This window comes from Methylovirgula sp. 4M-Z18 (genome assembly GCF_037890675.1).
Lineage (GTDB): Bacteria > Pseudomonadota > Alphaproteobacteria > Rhizobiales > Beijerinckiaceae > 4M-Z18.
Window position 1 is genome coordinate 127,258 of the sequence record NZ_CP149575.1, and the last position, 17,365, is coordinate 144,622.

Annotated in this window: 16 protein-coding genes and 2 pseudogenes; 4 read left to right on the forward strand and 14 right to left on the reverse strand. The window is 57.5% G+C overall.

The genetic code is table 11. From position 1 onward, the window contains the following. Positions 1-26: 26 nt before the first annotated feature. From V9T28_RS23070 to V9T28_RS23135, 14 genes are all read right to left on the reverse strand, one after another. Positions 27-1,997 (reverse strand): type IV secretory system conjugative DNA transfer family protein, encoded by a 1,971-nt coding sequence (locus tag V9T28_RS23070; RefSeq protein ID WP_199500215.1) that lies wholly within the window; start codon positions 1,995-1,997, stop codon positions 27-29. Between the two features lie 114 nt (positions 1,998-2,111). Beyond that, positions 2,112-3,131, reverse strand: coding sequence for a P-type DNA transfer ATPase VirB11 (virB11, locus tag V9T28_RS23075; protein WP_116402052.1), 1,020 nt, complete (start codon positions 3,129-3,131; stop codon positions 2,112-2,114). Beyond that, positions 3,128-4,255: a type IV secretion system protein VirB10 gene (gene virB10 / locus V9T28_RS23080; protein WP_116402051.1), complete on the reverse strand. Its 1,128-nt coding sequence runs from the start codon at positions 4,253-4,255 to the stop codon at positions 3,128-3,130. Before virB10 ends, virB11 begins: the two co-directional genes overlap by 4 nt. A 6-nt stretch (positions 4,256-4,261) precedes the next feature. Further along, on the reverse strand, positions 4,262-5,197 hold the full coding sequence (locus V9T28_RS23085) for a TrbG/VirB9 family P-type conjugative transfer protein (protein WP_116402050.1): 936 nt from the start codon (positions 5,195-5,197) through the stop codon (positions 4,262-4,264). An 8-nt stretch (positions 5,198-5,205) separates the two neighbouring features. Further along, positions 5,206-5,916: a virB8 family protein gene (locus V9T28_RS23090; protein ID WP_116402049.1), complete on the reverse strand. Its 711-nt coding sequence runs from the start codon at positions 5,914-5,916 to the stop codon at positions 5,206-5,208. 9 nt (positions 5,917-5,925) lie between these two features. Continuing rightward, complete coding sequence (locus V9T28_RS23095; protein ID WP_158554867.1) at positions 5,926-6,945, reverse strand: type IV secretion system protein; 1,020 nt, start codon at positions 6,943-6,945, stop codon at positions 5,926-5,928. 59 nt (positions 6,946-7,004) lie between these two features. Beyond that, positions 7,005-7,751, reverse strand: a complete 747-nt coding sequence (locus V9T28_RS23100) for a type IV secretion system protein (protein ID WP_116402047.1) — start codon at positions 7,749-7,751, stop codon at positions 7,005-7,007. Then, positions 7,748-10,198, reverse strand: coding sequence for a VirB4 family type IV secretion/conjugal transfer ATPase (locus V9T28_RS23105; protein WP_116402046.1), 2,451 nt, complete (start codon positions 10,196-10,198; stop codon positions 7,748-7,750). Before V9T28_RS23105 ends, V9T28_RS23100 begins: the two co-directional genes overlap by 4 nt. After that, the gene (locus V9T28_RS23110) at positions 10,195-10,512 is read right to left on the reverse strand and encodes a type IV secretion system protein VirB3 (RefSeq protein ID WP_245424190.1); all 318 of its coding nucleotides are present in this window, start codon (positions 10,510-10,512) and stop codon (positions 10,195-10,197) included. The genes V9T28_RS23105 and V9T28_RS23110 overlap by 4 nt, the downstream gene beginning before the upstream one ends. A gap of 6 nt (positions 10,513-10,518) precedes the next feature. Continuing rightward, entirely contained in the window at positions 10,519-10,827 is a 309-nt protein-coding gene (locus V9T28_RS23115) for a TrbC/VirB2 family protein (RefSeq protein ID WP_116402044.1), read from the reverse strand. 9 nt (positions 10,828-10,836) lie between these two features. Continuing rightward, complete coding sequence (locus tag V9T28_RS23430; protein ID WP_199500213.1) at positions 10,837-11,502, reverse strand: lytic transglycosylase domain-containing protein; 666 nt, start codon at positions 11,500-11,502, stop codon at positions 10,837-10,839. A 106-nt stretch (positions 11,503-11,608) separates the two neighbouring features. After that, positions 11,609-12,346 carry a type IV secretion system protein gene (locus tag V9T28_RS23125; protein ID WP_116402042.1) on the reverse strand — a complete coding sequence of 246 codons (738 nt, stop codon included), beginning with the start codon at positions 12,344-12,346 and terminating at the stop codon, positions 11,609-11,611. A gap of 11 nt (positions 12,347-12,357) precedes the next feature. Then, positions 12,358-12,915 carry a hypothetical protein gene (locus tag V9T28_RS23130; RefSeq protein WP_116402041.1) on the reverse strand — a complete coding sequence of 186 codons (558 nt, stop codon included), beginning with the start codon at positions 12,913-12,915 and terminating at the stop codon, positions 12,358-12,360. Further along, positions 12,912-13,775: a hypothetical protein gene (locus V9T28_RS23135; RefSeq protein ID WP_158554866.1), complete on the reverse strand. Its 864-nt coding sequence runs from the start codon at positions 13,773-13,775 to the stop codon at positions 12,912-12,914. Before V9T28_RS23135 ends, V9T28_RS23130 begins: the two co-directional genes overlap by 4 nt. 106 nt (positions 13,776-13,881) lie before the next feature. Here V9T28_RS23135 and V9T28_RS23140 point away from each other — a divergent pair. The 4 genes and pseudogenes from V9T28_RS23140 to V9T28_RS23155 all read left to right on the forward strand — a co-directional run. Further along, positions 13,882-14,973 (forward strand): annotated as a pseudogene (locus V9T28_RS23140) (ISL3 family transposase); the annotation flags it as partial. Between the two features lie 119 nt (positions 14,974-15,092). Then, positions 15,093-15,318: pseudogene (locus tag V9T28_RS23145) on the forward strand (IS3 family transposase); the annotation flags it as partial. A gap of 700 nt (positions 15,319-16,018) precedes the next feature. After that, entirely contained in the window at positions 16,019-16,636 is a 618-nt protein-coding gene (locus V9T28_RS23150; protein WP_147306486.1) for a toxin-activating lysine-acyltransferase, read from the forward strand. A gap of 36 nt (positions 16,637-16,672) precedes the next feature. Then, complete coding sequence (locus V9T28_RS23155; protein ID WP_116402037.1) at positions 16,673-17,365, forward strand: hypothetical protein; 693 nt, start codon at positions 16,673-16,675, stop codon at positions 17,363-17,365.

A 17,365-nucleotide genomic window follows, 5' to 3' on the forward strand; every position in this document is an offset into this window, starting at 1 on the left:
TCCTCTGTTAAGGATGCGCGGATGGGTTAGCTCGCGAACATGGCGGCGACGAAATCATCGGCAAACTGCTTTGCCTCCGCCTGACTCGCGCCTTTCGCTGGGGGCCGCATGTCGGCAAAACGATCAATCATGGCAAGGGACAGCTTCTTGCGGTTTGCCGGAGCGAGTTTGGGTGCGGCAGGACCATCCGCTACGTCCGTCGCCACAGCCGGCTCAAGATCTTCGCGGGTGATGACCCTCGTCCGGCGCTCGATCTTTGCAAGGTGGAGATCGACATCAAGCGCCTGCACGTGCGGCGGATCGAGCAGGCGGTCCTTGAACACCGGATCATTGTAATAGACGATCTTGTCGCAGAGGATCGGTTTTGTGTTTTCGAGCGTGATGATTTCACGATGCTTACCGATCTCCTTGATTTCCTGCGGGAGCAACAGAGCGCGGCGCTGGTCGGACACGGACACCGACGCGCTGTTGAACGAGCCCCGCTGCCTGCTTACGGAGGAGGATTTGACGGTTTCGTCGCCAAGCATGCGGGAATAGTCTTCGGCATCCTTTTGCTCGCGTGGCGCGAACAGGACGCGCATGGCATGCTGCGTCTGCAACGTTTCCGCGCCTTCGCGGCCGTAGCCGAGCGGGATTTCCGCCTCAAGCTGCGCCGGCGACTGGATGATGGTGACCAGGCGCATATTGTATCCCGACATGTAAGAGATGGCGCGCGCGACGATCCCAATACGGCCAATGGACGCAAACTCATCCATCAGAACGAGGCACTGATATTTGAGATCTGGATCGTTTTGTGGAAGGTCCTTGGTATTGAGGTTGATGAGTTGCGACAGGAGAAGGGCGATAACGCGACGTGCTTCGGCGAGGTAGTTGGGAGTGATCCCCACATAAATCGACATGCGGCGGCGGCGAACGTCACGAAGGTCGAAGTCATTTTCAGTGGTGGCCGCATCGACGATGGGGTTCGCCCAGATGCCGAGCGGCGCGTTGAACGTTGAAAGGATGCTTGAGCGCGTATTATCCGACGAGGTCAGAAAACGATTCAGGGCATCGACGCACGCCTCGGAAAGGGGCGGAAGCCCACCGCTCTCGGGCGCCCATTGCTTCGACGCAAGTTGCTTCCTGCCCTTCGCGTCGACCCCGACGACGACATAGTTTCTCTCGTCGATGATCGATTGAATGTATTTGTGCGTCGGCTGGCCCTTGCCGGAAGATTGGCGCAATAGCTCGCCAATCGTCTTTGGCAAGGATGGCGTCTCAAAGAGCATGAGGCCTAGTCCGACGAAAAGGTTTTTGGCTTGATCCTCCCAGAAGCTGTCACGGCCCTCCGTGGGGTAGAGGACTTCGCCGATCGCGGAGAGGTCGCCAATCCTGAAATGCCCATCACGCACATAGGAGAGCGGATTATAACGGTGGGTCCGCATATCCTCGGCGAACGGGTTAAAGAGGTAGCACGGCTGGCCGTGCTTCGTCCTAAAACCCGCGGTGATGTCGAAATTCTCTTGCTTGATGTCGAGGGCGACAACCGAATCGGGCCAATTCAGAAGGTTCGGAATGACGATGCCGACGCCCTTGCCCGAACGGGTCGGCGCTGCGAGCATGAGAAATTGCTGACCAGTGAATGTCAGTAGCTTGCCTCTATACTTGCCGACAAGAATGCCATTGCGATTCGTGAGCAACCCGGCCTGCTCGACTTCGGCAGGCGTTGCGAACCTCGCCTCCCCGAAAAGCGCGCGGTTGGTTTGCAGCGCCTTGACGACGGCGGCCGTGAGCACCGTGCCGAGGATGAGGGCCGAACTGCCAGCCGAGATTTTAAGCCTCTTCCAGGCGATCACATTGTCGCCGGCAACCGAGTGAAACTGCCACCATGTGGTGAGGTTGGCCGTGAAGGGATTGCGATGCCATAAGGCGAGCAGGATCGCACCGGAAAGGTAGACAACGCCGACCATCGCCACGATAGCGGTGAGCGCGACGAAGAGAATGCGGAGCGTCTTCATCGCTTGGCACGCATTGTGGTCAGGCACACGTTGGCGCGGTCGATGCCAATGGCGAGTTCGCTGGAACCGGTTTGAGGTGACAATAGGGTGGTGATCATGGCGCTCCAGGCCTCGCTAATGACGAACGGACTGGCGCTTGACCGCCGGATCGAACCAGATTTCGGTGATGTGCCGTTCGGTTCCGTCACTGCGGATATGAAAGACAATGTCGATCACGGAATAGAGCATCTGCCGGATCACCTCGTAGGGGATCGCGCGGCCCTGCCGGTTCTGGAGCATCATGAGACTGAGGCGCTCGAACGCGAGTTCCGCCGAACCTGCGTGGACAGAGGTGATGCTGCCGCCATGTCCGGACGCACAGATATTGACGAAATCATAGGTTTCCGGGCCACGAAGCTCGGCAAGAAGGATTCGATCCGGCTTCATACGCATGCAGGAACGTAAGAGCGAAGCGGATGTGATCGGAGCGTTTTCTTCCTCCTTGGCTTCCGACGGGTAGAACAGGTGGACGTGATTTGGGTGGTTCGGCAAAAACAATTCCGGCACGTCCTCGATCGTGATCAACCGTTGGGACTTCGGAATCTCCTGCATGAGGGCTTTCATGAATGTGGTCTTTCCCGAACCGGTCGCGCCGGCAACCACGATCACTTTGCCAACCCTGACAGCCCGCTGCAGGAAGCGGGCATAGTCCTTGCCCTCATAGAGGCCGACGAGCTCCATTTCCTCCTCGGAGAGGTCGGCGATAATCGGCCTGATCTTGGAGAAAAAGCCTTGCTCGACATAAGTCTCGATGTCGCGCAACAGGAAGGACGGCTTGCGGATCGTCATCGAGATGGTGCCGTCTTCACAGGCGGGCGGCATGACGAACTGGACGCGTTGGCCCTTCGGCAAGATCGCCGAAAGAACGGGACGCGTGTCGGAGAACTCGTTGGATGAGAATTTGGCGACGGCGGTGCCTAGCGACCGCATATGATCATAGGTGATCGGCGCATCGTGCCGCTCCCACTTGCCGTTGCGCTCAACGAAAACCTCGTCGGCACGATTGGAACAGATCTCGGTCACGTCCGGCTGCTCAAGCCATTCGGTGAAAGGCTCCAGAAAGTGCAGGACGGACGTGTCTTTGCTGGTTTTCATCTCGGCACGGTCCAGGGGGAGGCTTTGGAAGTGTAGACCGTCGAAAAATCGAGATCGCGAGCAACAAAGATGCCGACCGTGTCGCCCTGGTTCTTGGTCAAGGTCGGCGGGATGTTGATCGTAGCGTTGAGTGCATTCGTGATCAGCGAATCCGGAGCGCCGGTCGATATGTTGGTGGTATTATTGGTGTTATTGCCGTTCTTCGACTGCATGGCGGTCTGAACGGCATTCTGGCCAATCTGCTCGCCGGTCGTGAACATGCTCAGCAGCACGGCCGCGCCAAACCGCTTGAAATAGTGATTGTCGACATAGCCGGGAAGGCCGGAGTTGCCGAGTCGGTCAGTGCCAGGAGAATCGAGAGACACGACGACGCCGGTCGCGGTTTTGATCCGATTCCAAAGCACGAATAGCCGCTCGTCCCCAACATGAAGGTTCGCTTGATATTCGCCCGTCAGGGTCGATCCACGCTCGATCAGCACAAATTTTCCGTTATCGGAAAAGACATCATTGGTGACGGTGCACGAGGTCATGCCCGCGACGGACGAATTGATGGCGGTATTGAGCGAGCAATTGATGAACGAACCTTTGGCAAGGATGAAATTCCGGTTGCCAATCATCTGTGCGGCACGGCCAGGCGTGGACGTGGACACCAAGAGTGCGCCAAGCCCGCTCTGCGAGCCCTCCGTGGCGGCTTGCTGGTCTGCGGGCGCGGCGGCTGGCCGGTTCGGAACCGACACCATCATGTCGGATGCGGATTTGTCGACGATGATGGGCACTGGCCTCGCGGTAACGGGCACGACCTGCGACGCCAACGCTGCAGCTTGCACGGGAGGCGCGGCAGGCGGTTGCTGTGGCGGTGGGACGGGTGGAGGCGCTTGCGGAGGCAACTGGAACGTGCGCGCGGCGAGGCCGTTCCGGACCTGGCCCGCCGCCTGCACCTGCTCGGGCTTCCGTTTGAAGAAGAGGTAATAACCAGCGGCGATCGTGCCGCCGAGAGCGGCAATCAAAAAGACCGATGCGACGACTTGCCGGCCTTGGGCCGAGCGCCCGCGACCGCCTTCAAGCGAAACCGAAGGGTTCGCCGGCGGAATCGCGCCATCGAGTGTGTCGTTGTCTTGGCTCATCGTCGATCATTGTCCCTGTACTGGTGCGGCTGGCGTCGGCAAGGCAGGCATCGCGGAGGATGTACTTGGGGGCGCAGCAACGGCTTTACCCGTGGTTTCCTGTCGGCCGTTCGCAAAGGGCAGTTTCTTTTTGAACGTGCGTGCGATGTCGGGCACGGTCGAGCCGCCCTGTGGCGGCACTCCTACGGCGTCGAAGGCTTCGTTGTAGACGCCAACCGCGCTGTCACCGCTTCGCAGCATGAGGGCACGCGCGACGCGATGCACGACCAAGGTGTCGCCCTCGACGTGATGGTCGATAATCGACTCCTTACCGTCGGCGCCGACCAGAAAGACCGACGGAAAATCGCCGTTTCCGGGGAAGCGCAGATAGGTAAAGTGGCCGTCGTCCCAGGCAGAGGATGGCCGGATATTGTCGGCATTGGCGCCGACCGCCATGCTGTAATTCCAATTCTGAGGCGGCGCCCGCTGGGCAAGCTTACGCTCCGCGGCGCGCTGGCGGGCGAGCTCACGGGCGGCGGCAGCCTCTTCGGCCGGATATTTGATGTAGAGTGCATAGGTTGCCTCTTGCGGAGAACCGACCAATTTGAGGTCGAAGGCATAGGTATGCTTGTCGGTGGTGACCAGCAGATTGGTCGCCCATTGATCCGGAGTCGGCAGGATCGCAGCAGTTTCCTTGTCCGCGCTCTTAACGGTTTTGGGCTTGATGAAAAGGATATGGCCACGCGGGCTGAGCTCCCAACCGGAGCCAAAGCCGCTCGCGGCGTCTACGATGTTTTCGTCCCCCTTGAAAATGATCTCCGAGGCGATGCCCGGATAAGCATGCAGGGTCGGAATCAGATTTGGGTCATAATTGGAATATTGAATATGGCTGTTCGATATCTCGGCATGCGCGCTCGGCGTCAGAGCAACTAAGACAAGACACGAGAGAAAGCTATGTCGCATGGGCTGTCTCAATTCTGCGCGCTCGACGAAAGTTCCGGGTCGACGCGATAGGTTGTGACCTGAAAGGCGAAGGGGTTAATGAGCCGCAAGCTTTCCTTCATGGTTGACGGGTTCTGATAGGCATAGCCGACCGTCGCCACCCAATGGGTGACGGCGCCGTGGCCCGGATCGTCAACGCGCTTTGTCTCTTTCGTGAACCGGACGGTGCCGGTCCAATTACCGTTGGGAACAACCGAATTGATCGTGATCGTCGCCTTCACCTTATCCTGAAACGTCTTGTCGAGCGCCTTGTCGCCTATGAAAAGTTGCCCGTATTCGGCAGCGACATTGGGCATCGACGTCGCGCCGACGAAATTGTAGTCCGTCTGCAGCGTGTACCAGTCGTAGGTCTCCCGGTGGGTGACATATTGGGCAAGCCAGTATTTGTCGCGGGTGTCCTGAAACGTTGTTTCGGCAGGGGCTGACAAAGTGTCGAGGACGTCGACCGCGCCCGTTGTGGTATTCTCACGGATAAGGTACGGCACGCGCTGTTTCAGCGGCATCATCACCATGATCGTTGCCCACGAAATCAATGTGAGGCAACACGCCACGCCGGTGACGCGCCAAGCCGTTCTATTGGAGCGCTGAACCTGATAGATCCGTGACGATTCCCAGTTGAGCGCGGCGTCGTAGTGGTCGGTCGGCTGAGGCTGTGCGAGTTTCCTGCGGAAAAGGGCCATATGTGTGTCCTAGTTCGTGCTGTTCGGGTTCTGGGCCTGGCGGAACATCGGATTCCACACTTTGTTGGGATTGATTTTGCTGGCGGCCCACTGGACCCCTTTCTTCGCCCCCTGGACGCCTGCGGCGGCTCCGCGCCCTCCACGACTCACATTTCTGACGAGGTTGCCAACCGGATTGAGAATGCTGGTGGCGTTCAGGACCGAGATGGACATCCCGCCGGCCAATTGTGCGGACACATTCGACACTTCAAGCATGACCTTTGCCAGGCCAAAGGCGAGCGCGAGCAATTCGATGATCGGGAAAAATATGCTCTGGTCTGACGAAGACGGGTCGACCTTTTTCACGTGGTCGTCGAAGATTTGCACCGCGATCATCAGAATGAGCGACACGACGGCATATTTGAAAATATAGGTCATCACCTGGGACAACCATGCTTCGAAGAACCGCGCCGTGGCGGGCCAGAGGAGAAAGGCAATGAAAAGCGGGCCGAGCGCGATCATAACTTGAAGGAAGATCGTCGCGATCAAGATCATATACGCGCCGGGGATCAGGATAACGATAAGGCCGACTGCAGTCACAAAGATGCAGCAGAGATACTCGACGTAGGGGCCGAAGTCGTGCCAACCCAAACCCTTCATCATTTCGATGTACTTTTGGATGACGGTGAAGCCATCGTTCAAGGTTGTGTCGAGCATCGAAAATCCGTTGGCGTTGCTGTTGCCCGTAACGGCCGCCGCCATGCCGGTTTGGAGGTCCGTCAAGGTTTGCGACACCTGTGTGAAATAGGTGTAGTTCAGGGCAAACGCGCCAACGATCGCGGCGATGAACGCCTTCTTGATAAAATCCTGAAAGGGCGCAGTCACAAACCCGCCAAGGATCATATATCCGTAGATGGTCAAATAAAGCGCCAGCGCCACAACAACGATCGGATTGATCTGGGTCATGATGTCTTGTGCGCGCGAATTCACGATCGTCGTAAGGGCGTTCTGAATGCTTTGCGACAGGTCCGAGAACAGGGTGACATTCATGAGGGGCGCTCGTGATGGGCGACTTCCCGCGGCCATGGCATCAGGCTGCGACAACCACGTTACTGGCCGAAGGAAGACACGGTGGAGGGAATGCCACCCGTGCGAGACAGGACAGATGCGTTATATTGCGCCTGCTGCTCTTGCAGGATTTTGTCGTTCTGGTCCGCTGCGAACATCTGCATCTTCAGCTTGGAATCGGTGGCCTGCAGACTATTCTGCTCGGCCCCAATCCTTGCCGTCATCTCAGCCGCGCCTTTCACGTCGCTGGTGGCGTTGATTTGCTGCATCAGGCTTTGGATCTGGTCCAAGCGCTGACCCGCGACGGAAAGTGCGTTGTTGGCAAAATCGAGGTCTTGTGCGGACTTCTTGCTCTGCGCGTAACAGAGTGTCTGCGCCTGAGAATCAGTCTGCGACGCGCAGCGGTCAAAAATCTTTGCCGTGTCGTAGAGTGTCTGGGCAGTTGAGGTAAGGCCATTGCCGGTCTGCTGCAGGTTCTGGTACGTCTGTTGCCAGTTTTGCGGGAAATAATCGTTGAGCGCCGGATTGCTATTGATCTGGCCGAACCCGCGCGATCCGGTCATCGAGTCGTAGGTGGCTTGCAGCGTCTGGAACTGGCTTTGCAGGGTCTGCAGCTGGTTCATCATCCCTTGGAGCTGCTGCGCCCATTGGAGCATGGTTTGCGCCTGCTGGGCGATCGACGTGTTAATAGCGGTCGGATCTATCACGACATCGACGGCACGCGCACTTTGGCTCGACAGGAACGTGGCGGCTAAAGCGGCGATGGCAAATGCTCTAAAGTGTCTCATGCGGTCCTCCGGATGGAAAGGTGCTTGCGGCGCTCGTGAAAGATCGGTTCCCAGACGGCGGGGTCTTCTCCAACCTCGCTCAAGATTTCGTGCAGCAGCTCGATCGTGTCGGTGCTGCTCGACATCAGGGCCAGCTCTTGGTCGAAGCCTTTGAGGCTGAGCGTGGCGATCGCGGACTTCTGGCCGTGTTTGACCAGCATCATGCGACTGTCTTCGGCCAGGTTGCGGATGAGATTAAATTCGGCCTCGGTGGTCTTGAACCCGCCGACATATTCGTCACGGTCGGCCTTCGGGTTGGGCAGATAGATCTCGGTGGCACACTGCTGGATCAATTGGCTCGCGAATTTGGACTCGAGAAAGCTCGAGGGCATTTGGGTGGCGAAGTTGCCAAGGCCGTTCTGCTTGCGGATAGTGAGTTGTTTGTTTCCGGCAAATTCGCCGAATGCGGGGTCGTCGATCCATTTCCATGCCTCGTCCATGCGATAGACGAAGCGGCGGCCGTCGATCACGCTTTCCATCCGATGCAGCAGGTACATCGATATCGGCGTGCGAACGGCGGCATTGTCGAGGAAGTCGGTGCCGTCGAAGCCGTAGTGCGAATGGCTATTGAAGTCGATCGCATCAACGGGGCAGTCGAAGACCCAGGCAAAGGACCCTTCGCGCCCCGAACCGTCGTCGTAGCACCAAGCCGACAGGCGCTTGGCAAGGGAATTTTCCCGTTCCTCGCGGGTGACGCCCTCGGTCAGGTTTTGCAAGAGAACCGAGATCCGCCTCACGGGCTTCGGCATGCGCATGACGGAACGGATGGCCTGGGTGAGGCGGATGTCGTCGCTGGCCGTCAGCGCCGTCCCGGCCAGCTTACGCATCAATTGGCCGAGGAAAGCGATATTGGCTTCGGTCGCCTCCATTTGAAACGGATTGAAGCCGGTCGGCCTACCGTTCTTGACCGACAGATATTTGCCGCCGATCCTGCGTATGATGAGTTCCGCGCCGTGATCCTTATCAAAAAAGACTTCCGTGTAGCCGGTCGGATTGTTGGCAAACTTCTGGCTCTGCATGAGGAGATGCGACATCAGCACCGTCTTGCCAGAACCGGACTGACCTATAATGAACGTGTTCCCGAGGACCTTGCGGTCCGTCGCGTCATCGTCCTCGCGCGAATAGTGGTAATTGAAATAGAGCGGCTGGCCCGATGGGCTTTTGAGCAGCGTGACGGCCTGCCCCCACGGATTATTGTCCCGCTTGCCAGCCATGAAATTGTGAAATCCGGCGAGGCCCGCGAAGTTTCGGGTGGTCAGGTTGGCGAGCCGGGGACGATAGGCGAAGTTGCAAGGAATCTGGGCGTAGAACGCGGCATCAATGGCCGTCACGATCTGCGCTGGAATAAAGCCCATGTCCATGAGAACCGCGATGGCGGTCGCGCGGTTCTTCGATGTCTGTTCCGTGGTCGGTCCGAAAACAAGCAAGGAAAAATGGTACTCGCCCATGGCAAACTCGCCTTGGGTGAGCTGGTCCATCGCCTCCGACATTTCCTCGATCTGCGTGACCGATACGTCCTGCGTATTCGAGAGCTGCTTTTGCTGCTTATCGAGATATTTCAGCGCGGCCGGCTTCGAGAAAAATGAGAGGGATTGGGTGACGATGAACTCGAAATTCTGATACAGCAACGCGTTCAGAATGCCGGGTTCCGTATAGGCCGCGTAATCCTTGAGGTCGATCCCTTGCGCAAACCGAGTAGCAGCCGGATGGCGGATTTCGATTGTGTCTACGCCGCTGAATAGCCACGCGTTGCCGATATATTCGTTGATCGGCGCCGCCGGCAGCCGCGTTTTCTGCCAGACGCCGGAGACAAGATAATTCAGAAAAGAAATGGCCTCCGAGCACTTGTGGCCGTTCTCATCGGTGTAAGCGCCAAGCGGGGTCGGATCGTAGCGCCGTAAGCCCGCCTCGATTGGCAAACAGATGTCCTTGAAAGTCGTCATCGCGTCGGTCAAATCCTTGCGGATTTCAGCGATGCTGCGAGAACGTGACCGCGCAAAGCGGCGGTTGAGTGTGCCGACAACGGGACGGTAGATGATCGTGAAATAAATCTCGTTCGCCATCATCCGGTAATCGGCGAACGAGTCGAAATATTTCTCATTGTAATTCTGACAGAATTCATTGCCGAATTTCGCCTCAAGGCGATCCGCGATCTGGCGCCGCACGATGTGCGACCACACCGCTGTGTGGTCGCTGGCGATCGATCGCAAGAGCGTGTTGAGCTGGTTCTTGCGAATGACCAAATCATCGAGATCGGCCGTCTCGAAGGAGATCCCATCGAGACGCCAGATCCGGAGCAAGTCGCCCTCCTTCGTGATCAGAACTTCGTCTGACACGTGGTTGGAGATGGGAATGTAATCCGCGATCGACCTGTCATTATCGATCTGGTCCTTGAAGCGCGTTTTCATTGGGTCTTCCGCTTTTTGAAAACAATGGGATTGAAGGCGTGGGCACCCCAAAAACTGGTGTTGCGGACGCCGACCCTGAAACGCGCTTTGAGATAAAGAAGGCGGAATTTTTGATCGTCGTTCCGGACGATCAACCGCATGAGAAGGTAGACGGGAATAAGCAGGAACAGGAGCAGCATGTTGCGCGAAAGAGCGCACACCGCGAACCAGCCCATGCCCGTGCAAGCCAATGGGACGACCGGCACTCCCCACCACATCGCTGGGCGAGTGCAACCCTTGAAAACAGGGTCTAAGGCTTCAGCTTCTTTGGCCACGGCAGACTAGCCCCCGCTGCCGCCGAGAATCATGTTCGCGATCTGGGTGGCGCCGGCGATCAGCAAAGCGCCGCCGATGATCGGCACGAGGTCCATGAACTGCGCGTGCATGAACATGAACTTGTAGCCACACCAGATGATGGCGATGACGCAGACGCCGACCGATATCCCGTTCAAGGTGGTTTCGATCGTTTGCAGCAGGGTGTTCACGGTCGAAAGTCCACCCCCGCTTCCGCTCGTTTGGGCGAACGCCGCGTCGCAAAGCACAAACAAGCACAGAATCGCGAGAGGTAGGTGCCGCTTAACCAAAGTCATTTCGTTCTCCTAGTTTGTGGTTTTCCGTTGCTGCGCAACGATTTCTCCGCTCTGGTCGTCCAGATCAGATCTATTGGGCCGCGTGAATTTCCCGCTCTCTGGGAAGACAACGGCGGCGGATTGCTGTTCGGTCGGCTCGTCATCGGAAAAAAGAACGACCGGCGCAGCGGGGTGCGGCTTGGAAGGCGTGACCGCCACATTTTCCTTTGGAGCTTTTGGAGCGTCCTGCTGCGATAACCCAGGATCGCGGACGACCGCGATCGGCGCGACCGCGTTCAGATCTGCGGCCTGCGCGACGCGTTGCACATAGCTCGTATGGTTGTAGTCAGCGACGAAGCCGCGCGTGAAATTACCCGAGTAGTAGCAGGAGACGGCGGGCCAAAACGGGTCTGCATAGACTGTTTTGGCGCGCTGATAGCAATCGGCGAGAATGTCCGCTGCCGCGCGGAGATTGGCGCAGGGCTCAAAGGCCGTGGCATAGCTCATGTTGTATCGGGAGAGGTTATGGAGGTTAACCTGTCCGAGTCCCATTGAGAAATTGAAGCCCTGGTTGCGCAAGGCGATCGCGGTGGCAACCGCCTCCTCGCGAGAGCGCGGTTGGCGAACGAGATGGCCGCCGACGACACCAATGCTGAAGGGATTGCCAGACGATTCAACGCGCACAATCGCAGCCAAAGTGCTTTGGGGAACACTCGCATAGCAAGAGGCTGGGACGGCTGGTGGAAGAGTGACCAAAATAATTCTCTTTAAAAAACGGTGTGCGGAACGGGGCTAAAATCGATCAGGGGGAAGAGAACGACGAAACCGTCGACGGTATTCCTCCCTGCCGATCAAGTGTTTTCGCTGTCTGCTGCTGTTGCAACTCCTGCACGAGATCGTTTTGTTTCGCGTCGGAGAAGACGTACATTTTCAGTATGCTGTCTTGCAGGGTAATATTCGCCTGCTCGGCCTGCATGCGCGAAATGATGTCCTGCGAGGATTTGGCATCTCTTGTAATGTCGACCTGGCATTTCAAGAGATTGATCTGCTGATCCTCATTGGAAATGTTCTGCAAACCTTCGTTCATATTGGCCAAATTCTGAGCGGTGCGGGCCGCGTTGGCCTGGCAGAGGCTCGCCAATGTGGGATCGGACTGGGTGCAGCGGTTGTAGAGCATCGCTGTCGAGTAGATCTGCTGTGCATCCGAGGTCAGCGCGCTCGCGCCCTGCTGGGGAATTGCGTTGAACGAGGCTTGCCAGTTCGGGGGCAACGTCTGATTGATGTTGTTAAAAAGGCTGCCGAGCATGAAATTGCTCGTCATCGTCTGAAATTGCTGGTCGAGGATCTGCAGGTTCGCAGCATTTGTGTCCGAAATCAGATCCATCTGCTGCTTTTGCTGCGTCCATTGCAGCAGTGTCTGGGTGAATTGCTCAACGTGAATGGTGATTTTGGTCGGATCGATGACAACCGGCCCCACGGTCTGTGCCGCGACACTTATCGGGAGTGCCAAGAGGGCAAACGCGGCGACGAATTTACGCATGCGGCTCTCCCTTACTGTAACGAAATCTTTTGCAGGCACGATTGAAGCGGCTTGCCTTGCACGATCGTGATCAGCGTCAGCGACTTGTGGTCTTGGGACAGGACCGCCTTGGCGGACGAGTCCTGTAGCGGAAAGCACGAGTCGTTGAGTGCAGCCGCGTCCGGATCGGCGCTGGTGCGCGACCAGACGACTTTGTTGTCCTTGATCTTGGCCACTTCGATCGGACACATCGGAATCGTCTCCTCGATCTCCTCCACGGTGTTCGAAGTCGTGTCGCACAGCGAACCGCCGTACTTACTCCCGCCCGCCAGAATGGAAACGAGAATGGTCGTGTCCCCATCTTGGATCAGGGCGTTGCGGGTCTTCGCGCGGGTCGCGAACGGCTTGCCGGCATTCGGGCCAATTCTGATCTTGTCGTGCCGCAAGTCGGCAAACTGGTTCTTCCAGACGATTTCGAGTAGCGGGTTCGTGGGCAACATGCCAACGGCTACGTCCTTCATGTCGACTTCCTGGCCGAATGCTGCGCTCGTCAAGGCAACGAAAGCGGTGGCGACAATAAGGCGCTTCATTGGGTTGCTCCCTGGCTCGTGGTTCCGCCGTTGATGGTCAAACCGGGAAGGTTCGCGCCGATCTCCGTGTTGATCATGTCGGGCGTGCAAACTTTGGGTGCCGGATCGGACTGGGCGGCATTGCCGCTCTCGCCGTTTCCACCTGTCGTGCCGGTTCCTTGAGGAGCGCTCGACACGGCTGGGCCAGCCCCCTTCCCTCCCCGGATGGCTTGCGCCATTTTGCAAATCGACGTGCCGTTGATGTCGGAAAAACCGTTACAGCTGCCTTTCGACACCATTTTCTGGCAGTTCGCCGCGCCGAGTTGGATGCAGGCCAGAAGAAATGCGGAATCGACAGTCTGGCCGTCAAAGGTGCCTATGGATCGAAGCGTCTTGACGGCGGGCGTATCGACGGCAGCAGCTGTCAGTTGAACCCAACTCGCTGCCTGCTTTTGAATGCCGGCGTTGGCATAGGTATGAGGCGTGTAGCTGCCATATTTGGCGAGGTTGCCGACATTCATTTGGAGCAGGCCTGTGCAGCACGTGCCGTTCCAAATGCCCTCGTTTCCCCCCGATTCCATGTTGACGGCAAGCGAGCCCGCCTGACCCATAATTTGGGCGTCATAGCCGGGAGACGCGGCAACCGCGGCCTGAATCTGCGAGACGGAATCGCTCGTCTTCGGTCCGATTTGTTGCTTCGGTCCGGGGGCCTGTAGACCGTCAACAACGCGGGCGATTGCGGGCGTTAGAAGGAGCGCAAGCGCGAGGAAAATAAGCGACCCAAATCTCACAATGAATATCCGCAATTCTGACAAACTCATTATAATGAGTTCGTGCCAGAAAAGTGAACGAGGCGCAAGGGCATTTGTGACACGAGGCATGCAAAACCGCCCTGCCCCGGCCATAATCCCGCTACCATTCGTCGCGGTCCCGACAGAGTTATGCAGATTTAGTGGTTATTACCACGATTGGTCTCATTGCGCGGGCCGTTTGAGGGTTCGTCGTTTCTGGTGCGACGCAGTTCTTTGCCGCCGCCGCATTTTTGCTGAGCGATTTGGCGACAACGTACTGGCTCCGTTGTCGCGAAAGACCGGGCGCCTTGAGACCATCGTTCATCACCTGGGACTGGCACTGGGCGGCAGGACCGCCTCAGCCTTCGCCGATCGCCTCATGATGCCGGTGAGCAACGATACCCTGTTGCGTGTCGTGCGCCGTAGAACTGAACAACCACGTGATAAGCTCGCCATCATCGGCAACGACGACTTCGCGTTTCGGCGCGGCCAGCGATACGGGACGATTGTTTGCGATCTCGAACCGCGCAGGCCGGTGACGTTGCTGCCCGATCGCGAGCAGGCAACATCCCAGACATGGCTCTCGGATCATCCGTCCATCAGGACCGTCGCACGTGACCGGGGTGGCGGGTATGGCGAGGCCATCGCCAAGGCCTTGCCGCACGCCGACCAGGTGGCCGACCGCTGGCACCTGATGGAAAACGCCAGTCGAGCCTTTCTCGACGCCGTCGGCAAATCCATGCGGCAGATCCGAAGGGCGGTCTGCAGCACCATCATCGATCCGAAGCCTCTGACCTATGCCGAACGGCTGCAGTATGAAGGATATCAGCGCCGGCAGGAGACGAACGAGGCCATTCTGGAATTTTGGAAGCAAGGCATTCCGATCAAACGGATCGTCAAACGCACCGGGCATAGCCGCAAGCTCGTCCGCAGCGTCCTGCGCGGTCAGCGCTCCGACGTGTTTCGGGTTCGGCAAAGTTCGCTCGAGGCATGGTTGCCTTGGCTCGACAGCCGGTGGGAACAAGGCGCGCGCATTGCTTCGGCCCTTTGGCGCGAAATGCGCGAGTAGGGTTTCCGCGGCCAGATCGGCGTCGTCTCGGAATGGGCGCGGCGCCGACGTCTGGCGGAAAAGACCGATCAAAGCGCACTTGCTCGCACGCCTTCGGCGCGCACCATCGCGAGGTTTATGACGCTGGCACGTGACGACCTGTCCAAGTCGGACGCCGTACTGATCGGAGCAATAGAGAACAATATTCCGGACCTCTTTGGTCATCGAACCTGCTCGGGCCCCCGGGGAAAGGCCATGCGGTCGAGGATATCTTAAGCTCGGGTAGTCAACTATAACGCCATGCAGCTGTTGGCTTGGGACGCGTTCGGCTTGGCCGATCGGTACTGGCCTCATTAGTGATGATCACGTCCGCGCCACGGTCGCTCAAAGACACTCGCCGTGCAACACGGCGGCATTGGTCGTCTGAAGACAAGATCAGGATTGTGTTGGAAGTCTTGCGCAGCGCGAGGGGACCGCTGCCTCGCAATATTACGGCTGGTCGAAGGAGTTCCTGGAAGCTGGCAAACGGCGGCTGGGCGGTGATATGCACGCGAGGTCACGTCCGGGGAAGTCAAGGATTTGCGCGCGAGATACAGGCGAGCGCGCCGCTCCGCGGTAAGGGCGCCCACAAAACGATCCGAAAGCATTCGCAAGTTAAATGCACTAACCGCAAGTTAAGTGCACTAACCAAAGACTTGGTGATAACTTTCCAGCTGGAAACGGGGAGCGGTGGAAAGAGGGTGCGCACAATGTTCGTTTTGACAAGCATTCTGGGTCAATCTGTATATGCATCGAGATGCGCAGTCGTTATCGCGTTCCTGGTGGGAGCGGTGCGGCAACTGGTCTGTGGGAGCCGATAGCTTTGTCGCGCGATACCACAGTTCGGACGTTCTGGTACGGCTCGCTTACCCGTGCATTCGTCATGTCTCCGCTGCGATATATCGCGCTTAGAACTGAGACATCGTCGAAAGGGAATATGGTATGGTGTTGTATTCCGCCGGCGCTGAGCGGGAAAAACAGGGCAATCACAAAATCATCACCAAAGGTTAATGTGTTATATTTGTGGATATGTGGTTTTTCTCACATATCGAAGCCGGTCGCAGCGCTAGCCTCTCAGGAGGCTTGGGGGAGATAACGCAACGAATTCGCAATGTTTATGCAATCTTGCCTTGCAGTGGCTGTGCACTGCAACAGCAGGCCATTGCTGCCGTGTGCGTACAGCAGTTCGGTCGCGCAGGAAGAAGAGTGAAGTCGCTATGCATTGCTAAATTGTGGGGGGTGGACCGTGATAGAAGCGTTTGCCAACCAGCACACGGAGCCTACCCGTCGCTTGGAAAACGACGGCAGCGGCGGCGCCCAAAATATGGCGCCAGACGCTGAGCCACCTTCCTTAAAGACAGGTCCTGCGACGGCCACGCCTGATCTTACTATTGACCAAGTCCATATCGGCGCAGCGCTTTCACGGTTGTTTGCTGCGAGTCTTGGCGATGCGATCATGGTCATGTCGCAGTCGTCTCACTATAAGCATTGCGCGCTCAGCGATATCGAATGGCTTCTACTCCCGCCGGCTCGTCTCGGGCAGATCTACATTGCCGAGATGGCGCACCGGGAGAAGGGTTTTAGAAAACCCATCGCGCTCCTGACCTGGGCTTTTGTTTCTGAGGAAGTGGATCAACGCTTGCAGCAAGATTTGCGGCGTCCCGCCCGGTTGCGGCCGGAGGAATGGAACAGCGGCGATATCGGCTGGATCATCGATGCTGTCGGCGGCCAACAGGGCATTGAATCGGCCCTGACGTGGCTCAAGCACAATGCTTTTAAAGGCCATCGAATGAAGATGACGGTCTTCAATGCACACGGCGCCGCTCATATCGCAATTGTCGAAGGAGCGTCACACGACACGTAGAATGCAAGTGCATTTTCATTTCGGAGAGTTCAACTCATGCGGCTCGCGCTTAAATTCCTTCTTGTTTTCGCCGCCCTCATTTTGGGCTGCATAGCAATCTGGAAGATCAGCTATCCGACCTATAGCTTCCGGTATCGATTGACCTTGAATGTCCAGGTCAACGGTATTGTGAGATCCGGCTCCAGCGTCATCGAAATGATATATTGGCCAAAGCCTACCTGGTACTATGCGGGTGGGCCATCGGTTGACTTTCACGTCCGTGGCACTGCGCCGACGGTCGATCTCGGAGAAAAGGGGCTCTTATTCGCGGTATTTGAACCGGGATATGGTCATGAGGGATTTGAACTCCTTCCGCTGCAGGCGTATGGCGTCGTTCCCTTGAATTCAGTCGTTGGCGACCCGGGGCTGCGAAGGCTGAGTGCAATGCAACAACCGCGAATTGATATCCCGCCCAATCTAGTGCCCGAATTGGTGCGCTTTCGCAATATCGATAATCCCAAGACAGCCGAGAACGTCGATCCACGAAATCTCAGTGCGACGTTTGGCACAGGTGTCGACCTATTAGACGCCACCTTGGAGCCGACGAGCGATGCGATCTCTGAAATGCCGAGCAATTGGCCCGACTGGCTCAAGAACCTTAAAGTTGCTTACTTTCTTGACGGTCAATTCGCCTGTGGTCCTCAAAGTCAGAGCCTGTGTTTGCAAGGGGCGCAATTCAAAGGATTCTGA

What these genes read in the sequence shown, in the direction of transcription:
- V9T28_RS23070 (WP_199500215.1), bottom strand. Translation starts at nt 1,997, where the DNA reads ATGAAGACGCTCCGCATTCTCTTCGTCGCGCTCACCGCTATCGTGGCG.
- virB11 (WP_116402052.1), bottom strand. Translation starts at nt 3,131, where the DNA reads ATGAAAACCAGCAAAGACACGTCCGTCCTGCACTTTCTGGAGCCTTTC.
- virB10 (WP_116402051.1), bottom strand. Translation starts at nt 4,255, where the DNA reads ATGAGCCAAGACAACGACACACTCGATGGCGCGATTCCGCCGGCGAAC.
- V9T28_RS23085 (WP_116402050.1), bottom strand. Translation starts at nt 5,197, where the DNA reads ATGCGACATAGCTTTCTCTCGTGTCTTGTCTTAGTTGCTCTGACGCCG.
- V9T28_RS23090 (WP_116402049.1), bottom strand. Translation starts at nt 5,916, where the DNA reads ATGGCCCTTTTCCGCAGGAAACTCGCACAGCCTCAGCCGACCGACCAC.
- V9T28_RS23095 (WP_158554867.1), bottom strand. Translation starts at nt 6,945, where the DNA reads ATGAATGTCACCCTGTTCTCGGACCTGTCGCAAAGCATTCAGAACGCC.
- V9T28_RS23100 (WP_116402047.1), bottom strand. Translation starts at nt 7,751, where the DNA reads ATGAGACACTTTAGAGCATTTGCCATCGCCGCTTTAGCCGCCACGTTC.
- V9T28_RS23105 (WP_116402046.1), bottom strand. Translation starts at nt 10,198, where the DNA reads ATGAAAACGCGCTTCAAGGACCAGATCGATAATGACAGGTCGATCGCG.
- V9T28_RS23115 (WP_116402044.1), bottom strand. Translation starts at nt 10,827, where the DNA reads ATGACTTTGGTTAAGCGGCACCTACCTCTCGCGATTCTGTGCTTGTTT.
- V9T28_RS23125 (WP_116402042.1), bottom strand. Translation starts at nt 12,346, where the DNA reads ATGCGTAAATTCGTCGCCGCGTTTGCCCTCTTGGCACTCCCGATAAGT.
- V9T28_RS23130 (WP_116402041.1), bottom strand. Translation starts at nt 12,915, where the DNA reads ATGAAGCGCCTTATTGTCGCCACCGCTTTCGTTGCCTTGACGAGCGCA.
- V9T28_RS23135 (WP_158554866.1), bottom strand. Translation starts at nt 13,775, where the DNA reads ATGCCTCGTGTCACAAATGCCCTTGCGCCTCGTTCACTTTTCTGGCAC.
- V9T28_RS23155 (WP_116402037.1), top strand. Translation starts at nt 16,673, where the DNA reads ATGCGGCTCGCGCTTAAATTCCTTCTTGTTTTCGCCGCCCTCATTTTG.